Source organism: Enterococcus casseliflavus NBRC 100478 (assembly GCF_001544095.1).
Taxonomy (GTDB): Bacteria; Bacillota; Bacilli; order Lactobacillales; family Enterococcaceae; genus Enterococcus_D; species Enterococcus_D casseliflavus.
The window spans coordinates 1-16,880 of sequence record NZ_BCPT01000019.1; the positions used below are offsets into that span (position 1 = coordinate 1).

Genomic DNA, 16,880 nt, shown 5'->3' on the forward strand with positions numbered 1-16,880 from the left:
TTTTGTTAGGTAATGATGGGGACAGCTAAGAAGAAGCGTTGGTCGACAACTGGTAGTAAAAAGATGGGAACGTTTGATAACGATATGATACAGGTTTAAAAACTGTTCTATTTTTGTTGAAAGATTTCCTAGTGTTTGGTATATTGTAGTCTATATAAAGAAGAATTTTTCATGTGTTACAGTTTAGATAATTGTTTGAGGGTTTGAGGAAAAGGAGGGGCAAGCATGCAAGATGCGACCTATTGGGCGGAACAATTGCGGCAAGGAAAAATCAGTTTTGCAGAGCGGGTGGCGATGATCGAAGAAAAAGTCAATCAACAAAATCCGCTTTTGAATGCGCTTGTAACATTTGATCCGCAAGCAGCGATCCAGCATTACGAGCAGCATCTTCAAAAAACGGTTTTTGGGGGACAACCCATGCCGTTAAAAATACTCGGCCAAACCAAAGCAGGGTGGCCAGCAACGTCAGGAGCCAAACTGTTTGCTAAAGCACGAGCCAGCCGCACGGCACATTTTGTCTCTCGTTTAGAAGAGGCAGGCTTTGTGCCGTTAGGGCAAACCAATGCACCAGAATTTGGATTCAAAAATATCACTGATCCAACATTGTATGGGCCTACACGTAATCCGTGGAATCCTGCCTATTCAGCTGGTGGTTCCAGTGGTGGTGCGGCAGCGGCAGTGGCTTCGGGGATGTTTCCGATTGCGGGTGCCAGTGATGGCGGCGGATCGATCCGCATTCCAGCATCCTTTAGCGGATTGATCGGTTTGAAGCCAACCCGTGGCACGATGCCAGTGGGTCCTAGTGAATGGCGCAGCTGGCAAGGCGCTTCTATCAACTTTGCGTTGACGCTTTCCATGCGTGATACGGAACAGTTGTTTTATGCGTTGCGGACGTCACAGCCGACTGCCCCTTATCAGGCACCGCAAGTAGAATGGCATCATCAGCAAGCGAGTCAAAAAACGCGGTTGAAGGTTGCTTTTACTATCGCATCGCCGACCGGTGGCCAAGTGTCTGAAACCGCCATCCAAGCAGTCCGAAGTGCAGCCGCATTTTTAGAAAAGCAGGGGCATGAAGTCGTTGAAGTGGGCTATCCAGTGGCTGGTCAGCAAATGATGACCACCTATTACGCCATGAATGGCGGCGAAACAGCTGCGATGTTTGCTGAGATCAATGCTGCTCGTCAAGTACCGGTCAGACGGGAAGAGATGGAATTGATGACCTGGGCACTTTACCAATATGGCAAAAAACTGCCTGCCGCCGATTACGTTCTTGCCTTGCAGTGGTGGGATCAATTGGCAGAAAAAATGGAAGAAGTCTTTTCAACCTATGATCTCTTTTTGACCCCGACGACGGCTTATCCAGCCCCTTTGATTGAGGAAGCCTTACAAAGCGATAGCATTCGCCAAAGACTGCATGAGATCGAATCGCTTGGAAAAAGTGCTGCGGGTGAGTTGATCGAAGAAATGTTTGCCAAGAGCTATGCTCTGACACCTTACACTCAATTAGCCAATTTAACGGGGCAGCCAGCCATCAGCTTGCCAACTGCTCTTAGCGAGGAAGGGTTGCCGCTAGGGATCCAATTTATGGCGTCTAAAGGCAGAGAAGATCTACTTTTCCAAGTCGGCTATTTATTTGAAACACAGCAACGATTTCTGTTGCCAAAACAAGGAGACTAAGAGGAGGATATTATGAAACAAGTTAGAAAAGGGAAAATCGTTGCAATGGTTGGCTTTTTAGGTTTATTTGCGGGAGTCTTGTTAAGTGCCTGCAGCAAACCAACGGAAGAAGACACCAGTCTAAGCAAGGTGGAAGAAGCCAAAACATTGGTTGTTGCTACTTCGGGAACCTTGTATCCATCGTCTTACTATAACGATGAAAATGAATTAGTGGGCTATGATGTCGATGTGGCAAAAGAAGTCGCCAAGCGATTAGGCGTAGAGATCACATTTAAAGAGTACAATGTCGATGGACAAGTTTCTTCTTTAACACGTGGAGAAACTGATTTTGCTGCCAACGATTTTGGTTTGACGGATGAACGGGCGGAAAAATTCAGTCTCTCAACGCCTATCAAATACTCGTTCGATAGTATGATCGTGCGAAAAAGTGATGACTCTGGGATTGCTTCTTTAGAAGATTTGGATGGCAAAAAAGCTGCTGGTGAACCGAATACCAGCTACATGCGCTTAGCGGAATCCTATGGGGCAGAATTAGTGACTTACGACAACGCAACGAATGATCAGTATTTGACAGATGTTGCGAATGGTCGAACGGATGTGATCTTGAATGATTACTATTTGCAAAAAATGGCAGTCGCTGCTTTGCCAGATATCCCTGTAAAAATTTTGGAAGATGTCTACTTTAATCCGAATGAAACGGGCTTCTTATTCGTGAAAGATCATCAAGCATTACAGGAAAAAGTGGATGCTGTTTTAGCAGAAATGAAAGAAGACGGCCGTTTAAAAGAACTTGCGGAAACGTATTTTCAAACCGATATTTCAGTAAAATCTGATCAAGCGATCCAAACGGTTGAAACAGACTAATGTATATTCCAACCCTTGATTTGCCGTTGATGTGGGAGTCATTGCCCTATTTGCTGTCGGGCTTGTCCTATACGGTCGGCATTGCTGTCGTTTCGTTTCTAGGAGGCAACGTATTAGGGATCACACTCACCTTCTTAGGGATGTTGGAAAATCCATTCATTAGAGGGTTCGTGCGGGGCTACCTCTCATTTCTAAGAGGCGTCCCAGCGTTGGTCTTGTTGTTCCTACTGTATTTTGGCTTGCCTTATCAATTGTCGGCGCTCAGTGCTGCGATCATCTGTTTTACATTGACCAGCAGCGCATTTATCGGGGAAATCTACCGAGGATCAATTGCTGGTGTGGATCGTGGGCAATTTGATGCTGCCTATGCGTTAGGGTTATCCTTTACGAAAACGATGCGTCTGATTATTTTGCCGCAAGCCTTTCGTATTTCTGTACCGGCATTGAGTAATGTGGCAATGGATTTGTTGAAAGGAACCTCCTTGGCAGCAATGATCACGATTCCTGATATTTTTCAAAAAGCTAAGATCGTTGGCGGACGAACCTTTGATTATATGTCCATGTATGTGCTAGTTGCCATCATCTATTGGCTGTTGTGCATTTTGATTGAAGCCGGGCAAAAGCGATTAGAACAACATTTTTCAAAACGCTTTGCCGCTAATGAGGCTGTAAGACAATAAAAAAAGAGCCGAGGCTCGATCACTGCAGAAATCACTCTCTTCTTGAATTGATTTCTGCAGTTTTTGTATTTGAAAAGATAGAAGAAAGGAGATTGCCATAGTAAAACAATGAGCAAAGGCAAGGAAGATAGAGAAATTTCTGTAATGTCAAACTAGTTTCAGTATGAAAATGGTGCTGACCAAGTTATTTTCCTTCACATAAACAGCCTATATTTCATTCGGTCGGCTCAAGTGATTCATGGTAAAATAAAGAAAAGCAAATCGAGGAGGGTCCTTATGAAGTATGAATGGCGCAAACTAGAAAAAGAGCTCTATCTTCCCAAAAAACCAACAGTGATCGAGGTGCCAACGTATCAATTTATCAGTTTAAGCGGCAGCGGCAATCCGAATCGACCTGAATTCAGCGAAGAGATCGCCGCTTTATATACGATTTCTTATTCACTCAGGATGGGGTTAAAAAAAGGGGCTTTTGGCAATGAACCCTTTGAATACACGGTCTTTCCTTTAGAAGGTGTGTGGACCTCTCTGAAAAAGCCAGACGGTGCCGTCAACAAAGAAGAATTGATCTACAAAATCATGATTCGCCAACCAGAACCAGTCACGGAAACACTGTTTCAAGAACAGCTCTTGGCCGTCAAAGAGAAGAAAGACAATCCAAATCTAGAGAAGCTCATCTTTGAACGTTATGAAGAAGGACTGTGTCTGCAAGCAATGCATACAGGCTCTTTTGATACTGAAGCGGAAACATTTGCGCAAATGAAGGAGCTGTTAAAACAAGAACAGTTAGTGATCCGTCCAACGATGGACACGTTCCAGCATCGAGAAATCTATTTGTCTGATCCGCGAAAAGTCTCACCAGATAAAGCCAAAACCGTCCTGCGATGGGCAGTAGAAGTAGAAGGTGGGATTCAGTGAATAAAAACTATTTAAGCATCGACATCGGTGGCACGAAAATCAAATCGGCTGTCATTGATCGTTCGGGGAATATTCTGACGCGAGGACGGATGGATACGCCGAAAAGTCTTGCGGAATTTTTGACGGGGATTGAAACGATCGTTCAGGACGTTCATGGAAGCATTCGGGGCATTGCGGTTAGTACCCCGGGAAAAGTCAACCCAGAGACAGGGACAATCTCGTTTGGCGGGGCATTGCCTTTTTTAGATGGGGTCTCCTTAAAACAGCTGCTGGCAAAGTATCAAATGCCGCTGGCTGTGACCAACGATGGCAAAGCAGCCGCATTAGCTGAATGGTGGCTAGGAAACCTTAAAGGGATTCAAAACGGAGCTGCCATAACATTAGATACTGGTTTGGGCGGTGGCGTAATCGTTGAGGGAAAACTGATCCAAGGTGCACATTTTCAAGCCGGGGAATTAAGTTTTCTACTAAATGCCACTAAGAGAAGTGACACTCAAGAAAACGCTGAGCAACCAGTCAATCAGGGATTGACCCTGCAGCAATTGGCAGGTTTTAGCGGTTCAGCGGTCGCCATGATTCGTCGCAGCGCCCAACTGCTAGGCTTAGCTGATCTTGCGGATGGTGAAGCAGTTTTTGACGCCATCAATCAGAAACAACCACAGGTCTGGGCGCTGTTTACAGCGTATTGCCGAGAAATCGCGTGTGTCATGCTCAATGTTCAAGCCGTGATCGACTTAGAGCGCTTCGTGATTGGCGGGGGCATCAGTGCCCAAGCGATCGTGGTGGAAGAAATCGACCGTCAGTATCAGCAACTGCTAGCTAGTTTACCGATTTTGCAGCAGACTTTGACGAAGCCGGAGATCCAAGCGTGCAAATTTCAAAACGATGCCAACTTATTAGGGGCGCTCTATCATTTCTTTTTGGAACATGAGATGAAATAAAATAGACCAAAAAACTGCCGCGAACCAACGATTCGCGACAGTTTTTTTAAGCTTTTTTCTTGGTGTCTTTGTCTTCGTCACCTAGGTAATCTTTGCTAGTGAAGGCACTGTGGAAGTATTTGCCTTCTTGACCGTAATAGCGGTTATAGCGCTGCTTGAATTTGCGGAACACGTAAACGACAAGAACTTTTAGCAGACAATAAATTGGGATCCCGAAAATCACCCCAACGATCCCCATCAAATCACCCATCACTAATAAAACAACCAGAATCGTAATAGGATGAATTTTCAATCGGTCACCCATCACACGGGGCACGACTAAATCCCCATGAAGCAACTGTACAGCAAACCAAGCAATCAAAAATTTAACCAACATCCCGGTGGAGTCTTGTGCGGCAATGAAAAGTCCCGGGAAAAAGACGATAAAAGGACCAATATAGGGGATGATGCAAAGCAGACCAGCGGCGATCGCCAGAATACTGGCATACTCTAAGCCGATTAAGAGGAAAACGACCCAATAGATCGCCCCTAAAATTAAGGAAGAAATGATTTGTCCTTTCAAAAAGGCACCGACTTGTATGTCAGAGATCTTGACGATTTCATTAAAGTCTTTGCGAAAACGTGGTGGCACTAATGAGAGGACCGAAAAATAAAACTTGTTGGGGTTGCGCAATAAGAAAAAGGCAATGATCGGTCCCGTAAACAAAGCGATGAACAAGGTCGAAATCGTTGAAAACAAACTGCTGAGCCCAGCAGCACCAGTTTCCCAATAGTCCCCAATAAAACTCATGATGTTGTTGGTGATATTTTGCAATGTGTCTGTAATTTGTGCCATCTCATCTTGAAACGGGGTATTTTCTAAAAAGGCGGTCGCGTTTTTCTCAAAGTCACTGACCAAACTTGGTAAGCTGTTGATCAGATCGGTGGTTTGCTGCTCCAAAATCGGGTAAAGCTGGAAACCAGCAAAGACGATCAACAAAAGAATCAAAAGATAGATCCCAGCAATCGAAACACTGCGGGGAATTTTTTTCGATTCCAATTTATCGACCACCGGGTTAAACAGATAGTAAAGGATCAGCCCAAATAAAAAGGGGGGGATAATAGCTGTAAGTATGGCTGAAAAGGGTGTAAATAAAAAAGAAATCTGATTTAGCAAAAAGACAGCAACTGCCGACAAGATAATCAGTCCTAAGACATAATAGCTTGTTTTGCCGCCTAAAAAGTGGATCAATCGGTTATTTTTCATAATAAGCCTCGCTTTCTTAGCTACATTATAACGAAAGACCCCTATTCTGTAAAAAAACAACGTACCTTTTGAAAAAACTACGCTCATATTCTCAATATCTTTATAATGAAAGAATACCTTTGATAAGGGGTTAACTGGTGGCACCTTTCTTCAAAGCAGGCCAAAAATGCTCCCGTGTTTACAACACAGGAGCGAAAAGAATTATTTGCGCACTGTCGTCAAGGTACAGCGACCAACGGCAGTTTTTAACCCGCTAGCTAACCAAATAGTGGCTTGCCAAGTTTGGATACGAGCGCCGATACGATCAGGACTAGCTTCTACGATCAGGGTTCCTTCTTGAGCGGCGGCTAGATGGTTGACTTGTAGGTCAATGCCGGCGGCGAAGGCTTCTTCTTGAGCCAAAGCTTGATTGGCGCCGATGCTGCAGGCAGTCTCGATCAAAACGCCGTTAATGCCACCGTGAACGAGACCAAAAGGCTGTTTGTGCTGTTCTTTGATTGGCATCCGTAAACGAACAAAATCGGCTGTTGCTGCTTCTACTTCGATTTCTAAGGCTTCTAGTAAGTTCATTTTTTGCTCCTTTTTCTAAGAAAGTTACCATGATTATAGCACGAGTTTTGGTAGAAATAGCCGAAGTTCTCAGAAAGTCGGCAACAGGGGGAGAAGTCTTAAGAAATTCCCTTAACCAAAGCAATTTCTAACGAAAAGCGACTAGATATGTGTATAATAGAGCTATGTGAATTGAGGAGGAACAAGTAATGAGAGAATGGAAAACCTTAAAAGAGTACGATGAAATTTTGTTTGAACAACATGGAAAAGTGGCGAAAATCACGATTAACCGCCCAGAAGTCCACAATGCGTTTACACCAAAAACGGTGTTTGAAATGATTGATGCATTTTCGATCAGTCGCGATGAACCAGGCATCGGCGTGATTATTTTGACAGGCGCCGGCGATAAAGCCTTTTGTTCAGGCGGAGACCAAAAAGTCCGTGGTCACGGTGGCTATGTTGGGGAAGATCAGGTTCCTCGCTTAAATGTATTGGATCTGCAGCGCTTGATTCGCACGTTACCAAAACCGGTGATCGCCATGGTCAAAGGCTGGTCGATCGGCGGCGGAAATGTTTTACAATTGGTTTGTGATTTAACGATCGCCGCTGATAACGCTAAATTTGGTCAAACAGGACCAAATGTCGGTAGTTTTGATGGTGGCTATGGTTCGGGCTATCTTGCACGGACAATCGGTCATAAAAAAGCCAAGGAAGTTTGGTTCATGACAAAACAATATACCGCCGAAGAAGCATTGGCGATGAACTGGATCAATACAGTCGTTCCTCTTGATCGAGTAGAAGATGAAACGATGGAATGGGCAGAAACGATGCTGCAAAAGAGCCCGTTGGCGTTACGCATGATCAAAGCATCAATGAACGCCGATACGGACGGATTAGCTGGTATTCAGCAATTAGCTGGCGATGCGACCTTATTGTATTACACGATGGATGAAGCCAAAGAAGGTCGTGACGCGTTTAAAGAAAAACGTCAACCAGACTTCGACCAATTCCCTAAATTCCCATAATGACTGGGAGTTGGCTGCAAAGGCAAGCACAACTTCATCCAGAACGACCAGCTTTTTATTGGCATGAAAAAAGCTGGTCGTTTGCTGCCTTGCAAAAAGAGGTTTATGCTTACGCTGCTTATTATCAAGCCCAATTCGTTGATCAGCCAAACCGGGTAGCTCTTTTTAGCAATAACGCCCCTGAAATGGTCTTTACGATCCTTGCGTTATGGGAGTTGGGGATCGAAGTCCAGCTGCTGAATACGCGATTGACAGCCGCTGAAATCTCCTTCCAATTGCAAGATGCCCACTGCGACTGGGTGATCACGGCGGATCAGGCTGCGGTTTCGGATGTTCGCAGCTTGACCTTTGGACAAGCGATCAAACAGGCGGAGGCTTTTATCGGTTCTGTTGTTCCTTCGTTTGTTCCTAATAAAGCAATCTATCAAGCAGAGCAAGTGGCTTCAATTATGTATACCTCTGGTACGACTGGCAATCCCAAGGGTGTGCCCCAAACCTTTGGGAATCATCTAGCAAGTGCCGAAGCGACTCAAAAAAACTTAGCCATCACTAGCGAGGATTGTTGGCTTTGTGCAGTTCCGCTGTATCATATCAGTGGGTTATCAATTCTCTTACGGTCCTTGCGACTTGGGATGAGTGTTCGTTTGTATGAGCGCTTTGATGCTGGAGAAATGGCAAAAGACCTTGAAGCAGGGAAAGGGACGATCGTTTCTCTGGTGGCAAAAATGTTGACAGATTTGCTGCCCTTGGTGCCCCAACAAGGCTTTGATTCGTTGCGTTATATCCTGCTAGGCGGCGGTCCGATTGCCAAAAGTGTATTGGAAAAATGCCAGCAAAATCAGCTTTCTGTGATTCAATCCTATGGGATGACAGAAACCTGTTCACAAGTGGTGGCATTGCCGCCAGAAAAAGCTTCTGAAAAAATCGGCGCCTCTGGGGTTCCCCTGCAAGGTGTCCATTTACGAATTGCGACTGATGGGAAAATGGCAGACCACCAGACTGCTGAAAATACCCAGCCGATCGGAGAAATCCAACTGCAAGGACCTGCGATCACGACTCGTTACTTGAACGATCGCAGTCCACAGCAGTGGGACCAAGAGGGCTGGTTTGCCACAGGAGATCTAGGTTATCTTGATCAAGAGGGCTTTTTGTATGTAGTCAGTCGTGCAAGCGAACTGATCATATCTGGTGGAGAAAACATCTATCCCGCAGAAGTGGAGCAAGCCTTGTTGCAGCATCCAGCGGTCAAAGAGGCAGCTGTGGTGGGGGAACCAGACGAGGAGTGGGGACAATCTGTCGCGGCTTATTTAACGTTAAATGAACCGATCCACTTCCAAGCTTTATTGGATACGTTAGAAGGGCAGATCGCCCACTATAAATTTCCGCGCCGTTTTTATCACGTGCGAGAAATGCCGCGCACAGCAAGCGGTAAAGTTTTAAAAAGGCTATTGCTGAGTGAAGAAAGAGTGAACTACATTGAACAGCAAATCAACAAGTAATTATGAGGCAGCGATCGCTGCCGGGAAAACCTATTTGAGTGAGTATCAACCTATAGAAAGGTGTGACTTACTGGCTCTTTATGCAGCGGCACAAGAATATCGAGGGGAACGCTATTTCTGGCGTACTCCTGATGAAACGACTAGTATGGTAGGGTTGGGTTGGTTAGCCACTTTTTCGCAACCCAAACTTGCAGACTTTTCAGAAGTCCGCTCTCTCTTAAAGCAAGCCCACTATCAACCAGAGGCACCTTTTCAGGCGCAGTTAGTTGGCGGTTTTGCTTTTGATGAACAGGCAGAAGTCAGTCAGGATTGGGCTGAGCTAGGTGCTGGTCTCTTTGCGTTGCCAGAAATACTGGTCAGCAAAACTGGAGATCAGTGTGGCGTCGTTTATACAGTAGCCGCTTCTTCCGAGGAACAACGACAACAAAAAGTCGCTGCCTTACAGGAAAAAGTCGCAAGCTGGTTGCAGGCCAATTCGGACAAGAGTCTTGTAGCAGAAACGCCTGCTTTTCAGGCACAAGAGGAACTAGATGTGCCCCAATGGCTGCAAGCGGTCGAAGAGACAGTGGCAGCCATTCGCTCAACTGAAACACCGTTGAAAAAAGTGGTTCTGGCAAGACGAATGAAGGTAGAAACGAAGCAGTCGATCATTAGTGCTGCGGTGTTGCAACGGTTGGCGCAACAGCAGCCGAATACCTATCTTTTTGCCATCGAACATGGGGGCCATGTTTTTGCTGGTGCGACGCCAGAACGCTTGCTAAAAGCGACTGTCGATCAATTTGAAACGGTAAGTATCGCAGGTTCCGCACCAAGAGGCAAAACCAAAGAAGAAGATGAGGCACTGGCACAAGCCCTCTTAGCGGACGCAAAAAATACCCATGAACATCAAGTAGTTGTCTATCGCTTAGAAAAAGCATTGGACACTTTGTTAGCTGACGGCTTTCAATCAGAAGCCCGTTCCGTGATCAAAAATCGTGACATTCAGCATTTGTTTGTTCCTTTAGCAGGGCAAAGAAAGGCAGGAGTCAACTTTCTGAACGCCGTACAAAAACTACACCCGACCCCAGCATTGGGGGGAGAACCGAAAGAAGCAGCCGTCTCATGGATTCGTACCCATGAACCAGCCAGCAGAGGGATGTACGGTGGACCGATCGGTTGGTTGGGTATTCAAGAAGATATTGGCGAGTTTGCTGTGGCGATCCGCTCAGGATTCTTTAGCGGCAATCAAGCAACGCTGTATGCGGGCTGTGGGATCGTTGCCGATTCAGATGCGGAATCCGAACGTCAAGAAACACGGTTAAAATTTCAACCGATGAGGAGAGGGATCTTAGGAGATGAATAACCAGACAGTCATGACAGACTATTTACTAGCGGCGATCCAAGGACTAAAAGCAGCGGGTGCGAAGCGAGCAGTCATTAGTCCCGGTTCACGCTCCACGCCATTGGCGCTACTATTGCATCGTGATCCTGAGATCACCTGTACGGTGGCTGTCGATGAACGTTCGGCTGCTTTTTTTGCTTTAGGGATGTCCAAAGTTGATCTCCAGCCAACGATCTTACTGTGTACTTCTGGAACTGCAGCAGCCAATTATTATCCAGCTGTTTGTGAAGCAGAAGCTACCAACTTGCCACTGATCGTCTTAACGGCTGATCGCCCACCAGAACTGCGGGGCGTTGGGGCGCCACAGGCAATGGATCAACAGAATTTGTATGCCTCTCATGTCAAAAAGATGGTAGAGATGACGGTGCCAGAAAACGATCCTGCTTTGTTGCGTTATAGTTTTTGGCAAGCTGCAACTTGCACGATCGAAGCGCAAAAACAGCCGAAAGGCCCTGTCCAAATCAACTTTCCATTACGGGAGCCGCTGTTGCCTGACTTTAGTCGCCAATGCAGTATGCAGCAAGACGTGAGCTATCTGGCACCACAACAAGAGCTGTCAGCAGAGATGATCACCCAGCTAGCCCCTTACTTTGAGAAAAAAGGTATTCTGATTGCTGGAGAAAGCCTTACGATCGAAGAAGCGCAGCAGTTGCTGGCTTTTTCGGAGAAATTAGGCTGGCCGATCGTCGGCGATCCATTGACCAATCTGGCGACAGCCGGTACCAAAGTAGGAACATTTATCAGTCAAGCCGATCTTGTTTTCCTACAATTGACTTCTGCCTTCCAACCAGAAGTGGTCGTGCGTTTTGGTCGCTTACCAGTCACCAAAAATGTCCTATTATGGTTGAACAAAGCAGCCGATACGACGACGTGGCTCTTTGTTGATCCATCAGGGCAGTGGCAAGATCAGCTGCATCGGGCAAACTATTTGATCGAAGCAGCGATCAGCGCCTTCGTGGCGGCCATCACCCAGTTGCCGATCGTCAAACATACGGCGTGGCAACAACAATGGCAAGCACTTCAAGCGCGGGCAGATCAGGTGATTGCTGCAAGTCCCCAGTTGCAACAATGGGATGAGAGCAGCGCTGTGCGCATGCTCCAACAATGTCTACCTGAAGAAGCGCAAATTCTTTTGGCAAACAGCAATGCGATCCGTTTCTTTGATCGCTACGGCAGCAAAACTTCCTCCACTTATCGAGTGTATGGAAATCGGGGCGTCAATGGGATCGACGGCCTTGTCTCGACCGTAGCTGGGATTGCTTCCGCCAGTCAAAAGCCTACCTACTTGTTGATTGGTGATTTAGCGTTGTACCATGATATGAACGGCCTACAACTACTGCGCCAGTATCAATTGCCAGTAACGATCATTTTACTGAATAATAACGGTGGTGGGATCTTTTCCTTTCTGTCACAAAACACCTTAGAACCAAACGACTTTGTCCCGCTCTTTGGTACTCCGTTAGATCTTGAGTTTCAAAAAGTGGCGGCCTTATATGAGGCAGATTGGCACACACCGACCTCTTTGCTAGAGTTTCAAACGATTTTAGCGGAAACAAGTCAACAGCCGCGCTTTCAAATAATCGAAGTGAAGGGTGAGCAAAAAGATCCGGTCAACACTTGGCAAGCACTCCAACAGCAGTTTAGCGAGGCAGGAGCGCAGCAATGAAGGACACGATAAATGGCGTCAGTTATTTTTATCAGTGGCTGCAGCCGTATCGATCATCCTTACCAACCCTTGTGGCATTGCATGGCTTCACGGGTTCTTCGGAAAGCTTTCGACCGGTTTTTGCAGAGGAAGGTTCTTACAATGTATTGGCAATCGATTTGATTGGACATGGACGCTCATCGATTTATGTCCATCCCATGCGTTATGAACTTCCTTTACTGGTGGAGGATCTCGCACACCTTTTAGCGAAGTTAGGGATTGAACGTTATGGCCTGTATGGCTACTCGATGGGGGCGCGAATCGCACTTGTCTGGGCGGTCATGGAACCAACGGCAGTGACCCATCTTTTGCTTGAGAGTGGTTCACCTGGGTTAGCTGATCCAGCGGAACGACTCGCTCGTCAGCGGCACGATCGTCGCTTAGCGTTGCGCTTACTAAGGGAGCCTTTGGTCGATTTTGTCGATTACTGGCAAGAACTGCCGTTGTTTGCTAGTCAAAAGGAGCTACCTTTAGCGCAGCAGGCTGCTGTACGGCAAGGACGCTTGCAGCAAAACAAATTTGGCTTGGCAGTAAGCTTGGTTTACGGTGGTACTGGCAAACAGCCAAGCTGTTGGTCGGCACTTCCGCAGCTAGCTTGTGAAATTCTTTATTTAGCGGGGGAAAAAGATTTAAAGTTTCGTAAAATCGCCCACCAAATGAAGCAGCTGCAACCAGAGATGACCATCAAAGTCGTTGCTAATGCTGGACATTGTATCCATTTAGAACAGCCGACACAGGTTCGTCATGAAATCGATCAATGGTTTGTAAAAGGATCGGGGCCACAGTCAGCTGATTGACAAGGAGAGAACGCAATGAAGATTGAAAAAATTGAACGCATCGCCTGTCGCTTGCCCCTCAAACAACCCTTTGTGACAAGTTATGGACAATTAACAGAAAAAGCTTTTGATCTTTATTTGGTGACGACAGAGGATAAAACGATGGGCATCGGTGAATTGGTCGCTTTTGAGCAGCCAGATTACATTGAAGAAACCCTCTTTTCTGCTCGACAAGTGATTGAAACAGCACTGATCCCATTATTGATTGACCAAGAGATCGAGCATCCGCAAGAAGTTTGGCAGCTGTTTCAAACGGTCCAAGGAAACTACATGGCAAAATCGGCTTTGGAAACAGCGATTTGGGATCTATATGGCAAGCAAACGCATCAAAGTGTGAAAGAGCTTTATACCGCAACCCGACCGAGTGTCGCTGTTGGCGTTAGTCTTGGCATACAAGACTCTGTCGAAAAACTAGTGGCTCTTGTTGCCGATTATGTCGCCCAAGGGTATCAACGAATCAAATTAAAAATCAAGCCTGGGCAAGATCTGGTACCCTTGCGAGCGATTCGACAAGCCTTTCCAGAATTGCTTTTGATGGCAGATGCAAACGGAGCCTATCAGAGTGAGCCAGAACGCATTTTGGCACTTGATGACTTAGGCTTGGTGATGATCGAGCAACCACTTAAGGTACGAGATCTGGTGGGGCACAGTCAGCTACAGCGGCAGATGAAGACGCCTCTATGTTTGGATGAAGATATTCGAACGGCAGAAGACGTCGATACCGTCGCAGCCCTGGACAGCTGCCGTGCGATCAACCTGAAAATCCCCCGTGTCGGTGGGATCACCGAAGCCTTGCGAATCCTTGATCGATGTCAAACCCATGGACTACTCGTTTGGTTAGGCGGCATGTTTGAGTCTGGTGTGGGACGAGCCATGAATTTGCAATTTGCGAGTCAAGATATTTTCCATTTTCCTGGGGATCTTTCCGCTTCTGATCGTTACTTTTATGATGATGTCATTACACAGCCTGCAACTTTGCATGAAGGCAAGCTGCTGGTACCTGATGGAAAGGGCTTTGGCATCACGTTAGCAGAAACAAAGCTAAGTCAATATGGGCAACCTAAAGAATGTATCTACTCAAGAAAACGATCAGCGAAAGAATAACATCAGCAAAGAAAAAACAGTAAAAACAAAAGAAAGGACCAGCAGGGAAATCTGCTGGCCGTTTCTTTTGCGTTATTCTGCGTTTTTGAATTCTTTTTCAATTTGTAGTCGTTGGACTTTCATGGTTGCTGTTCGTGGGATATCTTCGTAGTCGCGTAAAATTGGCTGATTGAGGTGAGGGAGATCTTCCACCATTTTCCACCAAGCATCCCAATCCATTTGACGATTTGGTGCTAAAGCAATGATTGGTTGCGGTGAGTTTTCTTTGTCGCGAACGATCACGACTTCGGCAAGGAAGTCTAAATGATCCAGCAAAAGGTCTTCCAAGGCAAGATTGCTTTCAATATTTTTGATCAAGTCCACTTGACGGTCTTTTAAGTAAAGATGTCCCTGATCATCCATCATGCCGTAATCACCACTGTCCCACCAAGCGCCATAGACATTGTCAGCAAAACGCTGATCTTCTTTATAATAGGTCAACGCGCGTCCTTTTGAAAGGAAATGGATGTGCCCATCGGTATTGGCTGGCAGCTCGTTGCCCTCGGCATCGGCGATCCGCGCTCTCGTTAAGTCCTCCAGACCGACACCCATATCACGGGCATCGTTGGTAGTGATGCTTTCTAAGGTATGTGCTTTTAGAATCATTGGCCCGCACTCACTTTGGCCATAGACTTGTAAAAAGAGTGCTTCTTTTGTTGCTGAAGTATTTAAAAAAGTCGCCATTGTTTGATTGTTGATAGCATCAAAGGTTGAGTGATAGTAACGAATATTAGCAAAAGCATCTGGTTGTTCTTTTGCCACAAAGCTCCATTGGACAAAATTGTTTGGATGAGTTTCCAAAGCGATCGGTGGGTATTCTTTTAACATGCCTACGACATGAGCGCCGTTGGCATTGGCTAATGGCATCATCGGGAAGCCCATCGCCATCAAGGAGGAGATACCGATGTTGAAGCGGGAGTGCACCGGTGAAATATGGAACGCAATTAAATCAGAGTCAGCTTTGGTGCGATCGATCTTGGTGAAGATCGTTTTTTGCCATTTTGTCCGCCAGCCCATGGAGTTTGCTGAATGACAAATCAATTTTGGAATACCCGTCGTTCCAGAAGTATGGGTCATATAGGAAATTTGATCCACCGGTAATTCAGTTTGTTCCAGTGGTTCCGCTGGCTGCTGCAGCAAATGACGAACAGCGATCTGTTTGTCAGTACTGCTATTTTTCACTTGTGCGACGCGGCCTTCGGTTTCTTCATCAAATAAGATGAATGGATCTTCTAAGCGATCCACAAACACTTCGATGGTTTCAGCAGGGAAATGGTAAGAGATCATAGCAGGCACTGCGCCAAGGTAAGAAGCAGCCGTTGCTAATAAATAGGTATCGAATTTTGAAGATTTATACAGAATGATTTTATCTCCTGCTTGCACGCCAAGTGAGGCAAGTTGATAAGCACGCTTTAAAATCATTTCATGGCTCGAACGGTAGGTACTACGATAGCCAAGTTCAGGAAATGCTGGCAACACTTCATCATGGATGATGGGGGTGTCAGGAAACGTCTCAGCAGCTTCTCGATAATTGGTGTATAGATTCAATGGACGATAGTCTAAAATGGACAAATAGAACACTCCTTTAAAAGTTCGTGAAAAACTTCATTTGATTTCTCCATTTTAGCACAGGAATTCCTCGATACAATAGATATTTTGTGTTTTTTATTTATTTCTAAAAAATCATCCGGGCAAAGACTTTCGAAGAATGAATGACTGTGATGTGTTATCATTCATTCCTCGTGCTAAGCGGAAAAAGTGCATAATCAACGGGTGTATTTTGCTACAAAATCTTCGATTGGGAGGCGAAAGTCTAAATAGCGTGCTTTTAATTCTGCACGATTCCAATTCCACCAAGCGATTTCTTGCAAAGCAGTGATCGTTTCTGGATCAAAGCGGTATTTGATCACTTTTGCTGGAACCCCGACGACGATCGCATAAGGCGGCACATCTTTGGTTACGACTGCGTTTGAGGCGATCACGGCACCATCACCGACGGTCAAACCAGATTGGATCACGGCACCGTGGCCGATCCAGACATCATTGCCAATGACGGTCGTTTTTGCTTTGCGTTTTTCTAAGAAGGACTCGTCCTTTGGCGCAAATCCATAGCCTTCGCCATTATAGGCAAAAAGATGCTGACTAGGGCGTTCATAGGGATGATTGGTAGGGCCGATGCGGACCATCGCTGCGATACTGATAAAACGTCCTAATTGACTGTTCTGAATAAAGCAATATTGCCCCGTATAGGTATAATTGCCGATGGAAGAATGATCAATGTGATTGGCTTCGCCAATTTCGACATAGTCTCCTAAAGTTGTGTCTTGAAGCTGCGAGTCTTTGCCAACGATCGGCTGTTCATCTGGAAAATTTGTGATCGATAGGTGCATAGAAATCATCCTCTCTTGCGTATTGCTAT

The 16,880-nt window shown here is 45.9% G+C and carries 15 protein-coding genes; 11 read left to right on the plus strand and 4 right to left on the minus strand.

Annotation, left to right across the window (positions count from 1 at the left end; genetic code table 11):
• Positions 1–225 precede the first annotated feature (225 nt).
• From ECA1_RS13975 to ECA1_RS13995, 5 genes are all read left to right on the plus strand, one after another.
• Positions 226–1,677: an amidase gene (locus tag ECA1_RS13975; RefSeq protein ID WP_060792810.1), complete on the plus strand. Its 1,452-nt coding sequence runs from the start codon at positions 226–228 to the stop codon at positions 1,675–1,677.
• 12 nt (positions 1,678–1,689) lie between these two features.
• A complete protein-coding gene (locus ECA1_RS13980) occupies positions 1,690–2,541 on the plus strand; it encodes a transporter substrate-binding domain-containing protein (RefSeq protein WP_060792811.1) in 852 nt (283 codons plus the stop codon).
• On the plus strand, positions 2,541–3,221 hold the full coding sequence (locus tag ECA1_RS13985; RefSeq protein WP_060792812.1) for an amino acid ABC transporter permease: 681 nt from the start codon (positions 2,541–2,543) through the stop codon (positions 3,219–3,221). Before ECA1_RS13980 ends, ECA1_RS13985 begins: the two co-directional genes overlap by 1 nt.
• Positions 3,222–3,497: 276 nt before the next feature.
• Positions 3,498–4,136 (plus strand): GyrI-like domain-containing protein, encoded by a 639-nt coding sequence (locus ECA1_RS13990; protein WP_060792813.1) that lies wholly within the window; start codon positions 3,498–3,500, stop codon positions 4,134–4,136.
• Positions 4,133–5,077 carry an ROK family protein gene (locus ECA1_RS13995; RefSeq protein WP_060792814.1) on the plus strand — a complete coding sequence of 315 codons (945 nt, stop codon included), beginning with the start codon at positions 4,133–4,135 and terminating at the stop codon, positions 5,075–5,077. Before ECA1_RS13990 ends, ECA1_RS13995 begins: the two co-directional genes overlap by 4 nt.
• Positions 5,078–5,123: 46 nt before the next feature.
• On the opposite strand, the gene ECA1_RS14000 is transcribed toward ECA1_RS13995, so the two are convergent.
• Positions 5,124–6,323: an AI-2E family transporter gene (locus ECA1_RS14000; protein WP_060792815.1), complete on the minus strand. Its 1,200-nt coding sequence runs from the start codon at positions 6,321–6,323 to the stop codon at positions 5,124–5,126.
• 201 nt (positions 6,324–6,524) lie between these two features.
• Positions 6,525–6,893 carry a PaaI family thioesterase gene (locus tag ECA1_RS14005; RefSeq protein WP_016612672.1) on the minus strand — a complete coding sequence of 123 codons (369 nt, stop codon included), beginning with the start codon at positions 6,891–6,893 and terminating at the stop codon, positions 6,525–6,527.
• A 188-nt stretch (positions 6,894–7,081) separates the two neighbouring features.
• Between ECA1_RS14005 and menB the strand changes: the two genes are divergently transcribed.
• Genes menB through menC form a run of 6 tightly spaced genes read left to right on the plus strand, consistent with a single transcriptional unit; the run spans position 7,082 to position 14,422 of the window.
• A complete protein-coding gene (gene menB / locus ECA1_RS14010; protein ID WP_005228595.1) occupies positions 7,082–7,897 on the plus strand; it encodes a 1,4-dihydroxy-2-naphthoyl-CoA synthase in 816 nt (271 codons plus the stop codon).
• The gene (gene menE, locus ECA1_RS14015; protein WP_060792816.1) at positions 7,897–9,396 is read left to right on the plus strand and encodes an o-succinylbenzoate--CoA ligase; all 1,500 of its coding nucleotides are present in this window, start codon (positions 7,897–7,899) and stop codon (positions 9,394–9,396) included. Before menB ends, menE begins: the two co-directional genes overlap by 1 nt.
• Positions 9,374–10,738: an isochorismate synthase gene (locus ECA1_RS14020; protein WP_060792817.1), complete on the plus strand. Its 1,365-nt coding sequence runs from the start codon at positions 9,374–9,376 to the stop codon at positions 10,736–10,738. The genes menE and ECA1_RS14020 overlap by 23 nt, the downstream gene beginning before the upstream one ends.
• Entirely contained in the window at positions 10,731–12,443 is a 1,713-nt protein-coding gene (menD, locus tag ECA1_RS14025; RefSeq protein WP_060792818.1) for a 2-succinyl-5-enolpyruvyl-6-hydroxy-3-cyclohexene-1-carboxylic-acid synthase, read from the plus strand. The genes ECA1_RS14020 and menD overlap by 8 nt, the downstream gene beginning before the upstream one ends.
• On the plus strand, positions 12,440–13,279 hold the full coding sequence (gene menH, locus ECA1_RS14030; RefSeq protein ID WP_060792819.1) for a 2-succinyl-6-hydroxy-2,4-cyclohexadiene-1-carboxylate synthase: 840 nt from the start codon (positions 12,440–12,442) through the stop codon (positions 13,277–13,279). The genes menD and menH overlap by 4 nt, the downstream gene beginning before the upstream one ends.
• Positions 13,280–13,294: 15 nt before the next feature.
• Positions 13,295–14,422, plus strand: a complete 1,128-nt coding sequence (gene menC, locus ECA1_RS14035; protein WP_060792820.1) for an o-succinylbenzoate synthase — start codon at positions 13,295–13,297, stop codon at positions 14,420–14,422.
• Between the two features lie 72 nt (positions 14,423–14,494).
• Here the strand turns inward: menC and ECA1_RS14040 are convergent, their stop codons facing one another.
• Both ECA1_RS14040 and ECA1_RS14045 read right to left on the minus strand, forming a co-directional pair.
• A complete protein-coding gene (locus ECA1_RS14040; protein ID WP_060792821.1) occupies positions 14,495–16,033 on the minus strand; it encodes an AMP-binding protein in 1,539 nt (512 codons plus the stop codon).
• A 194-nt stretch (positions 16,034–16,227) separates the two neighbouring features.
• Positions 16,228–16,851 (minus strand): DapH/DapD/GlmU-related protein, encoded by a 624-nt coding sequence (locus tag ECA1_RS14045; RefSeq protein ID WP_060792822.1) that lies wholly within the window; start codon positions 16,849–16,851, stop codon positions 16,228–16,230.
• Positions 16,852–16,880 lie beyond the last annotated feature (29 nt).

Bases quoted from the DNA above. Each gene is read 5' to 3' on its own strand.
- ECA1_RS13975 (WP_060792810.1), top strand. From the start codon at position 226: ATGCAAGATGCGACCTATTGGGCGGAACAATTGCGGCAAGGAAAAATC.
- ECA1_RS13980 (WP_060792811.1), top strand. From the start codon at position 1,690: ATGAAACAAGTTAGAAAAGGGAAAATCGTTGCAATGGTTGGCTTTTTA.
- ECA1_RS13985 (WP_060792812.1), top strand. From the start codon at position 2,541: ATGTATATTCCAACCCTTGATTTGCCGTTGATGTGGGAGTCATTGCCC.
- ECA1_RS13990 (WP_060792813.1), top strand. From the start codon at position 3,498: ATGAAGTATGAATGGCGCAAACTAGAAAAAGAGCTCTATCTTCCCAAA.
- ECA1_RS14000 (WP_060792815.1), bottom strand. From the start codon at position 6,323: ATGAAAAATAACCGATTGATCCACTTTTTAGGCGGCAAAACAAGCTAT.
- ECA1_RS14005 (WP_016612672.1), bottom strand. From the start codon at position 6,893: ATGAACTTACTAGAAGCCTTAGAAATCGAAGTAGAAGCAGCAACAGCC.
- menB (WP_005228595.1), top strand. From the start codon at position 7,082: ATGAGAGAATGGAAAACCTTAAAAGAGTACGATGAAATTTTGTTTGAA.
- menE (WP_060792816.1), top strand. From the start codon at position 7,897: ATGACTGGGAGTTGGCTGCAAAGGCAAGCACAACTTCATCCAGAACGA.
- menD (WP_060792818.1), top strand. From the start codon at position 10,731: ATGAATAACCAGACAGTCATGACAGACTATTTACTAGCGGCGATCCAA.
- menH (WP_060792819.1), top strand. From the start codon at position 12,440: ATGAAGGACACGATAAATGGCGTCAGTTATTTTTATCAGTGGCTGCAG.
- menC (WP_060792820.1), top strand. From the start codon at position 13,295: ATGAAGATTGAAAAAATTGAACGCATCGCCTGTCGCTTGCCCCTCAAA.
- ECA1_RS14045 (WP_060792822.1), bottom strand. From the start codon at position 16,851: ATGCACCTATCGATCACAAATTTTCCAGATGAACAGCCGATCGTTGGC.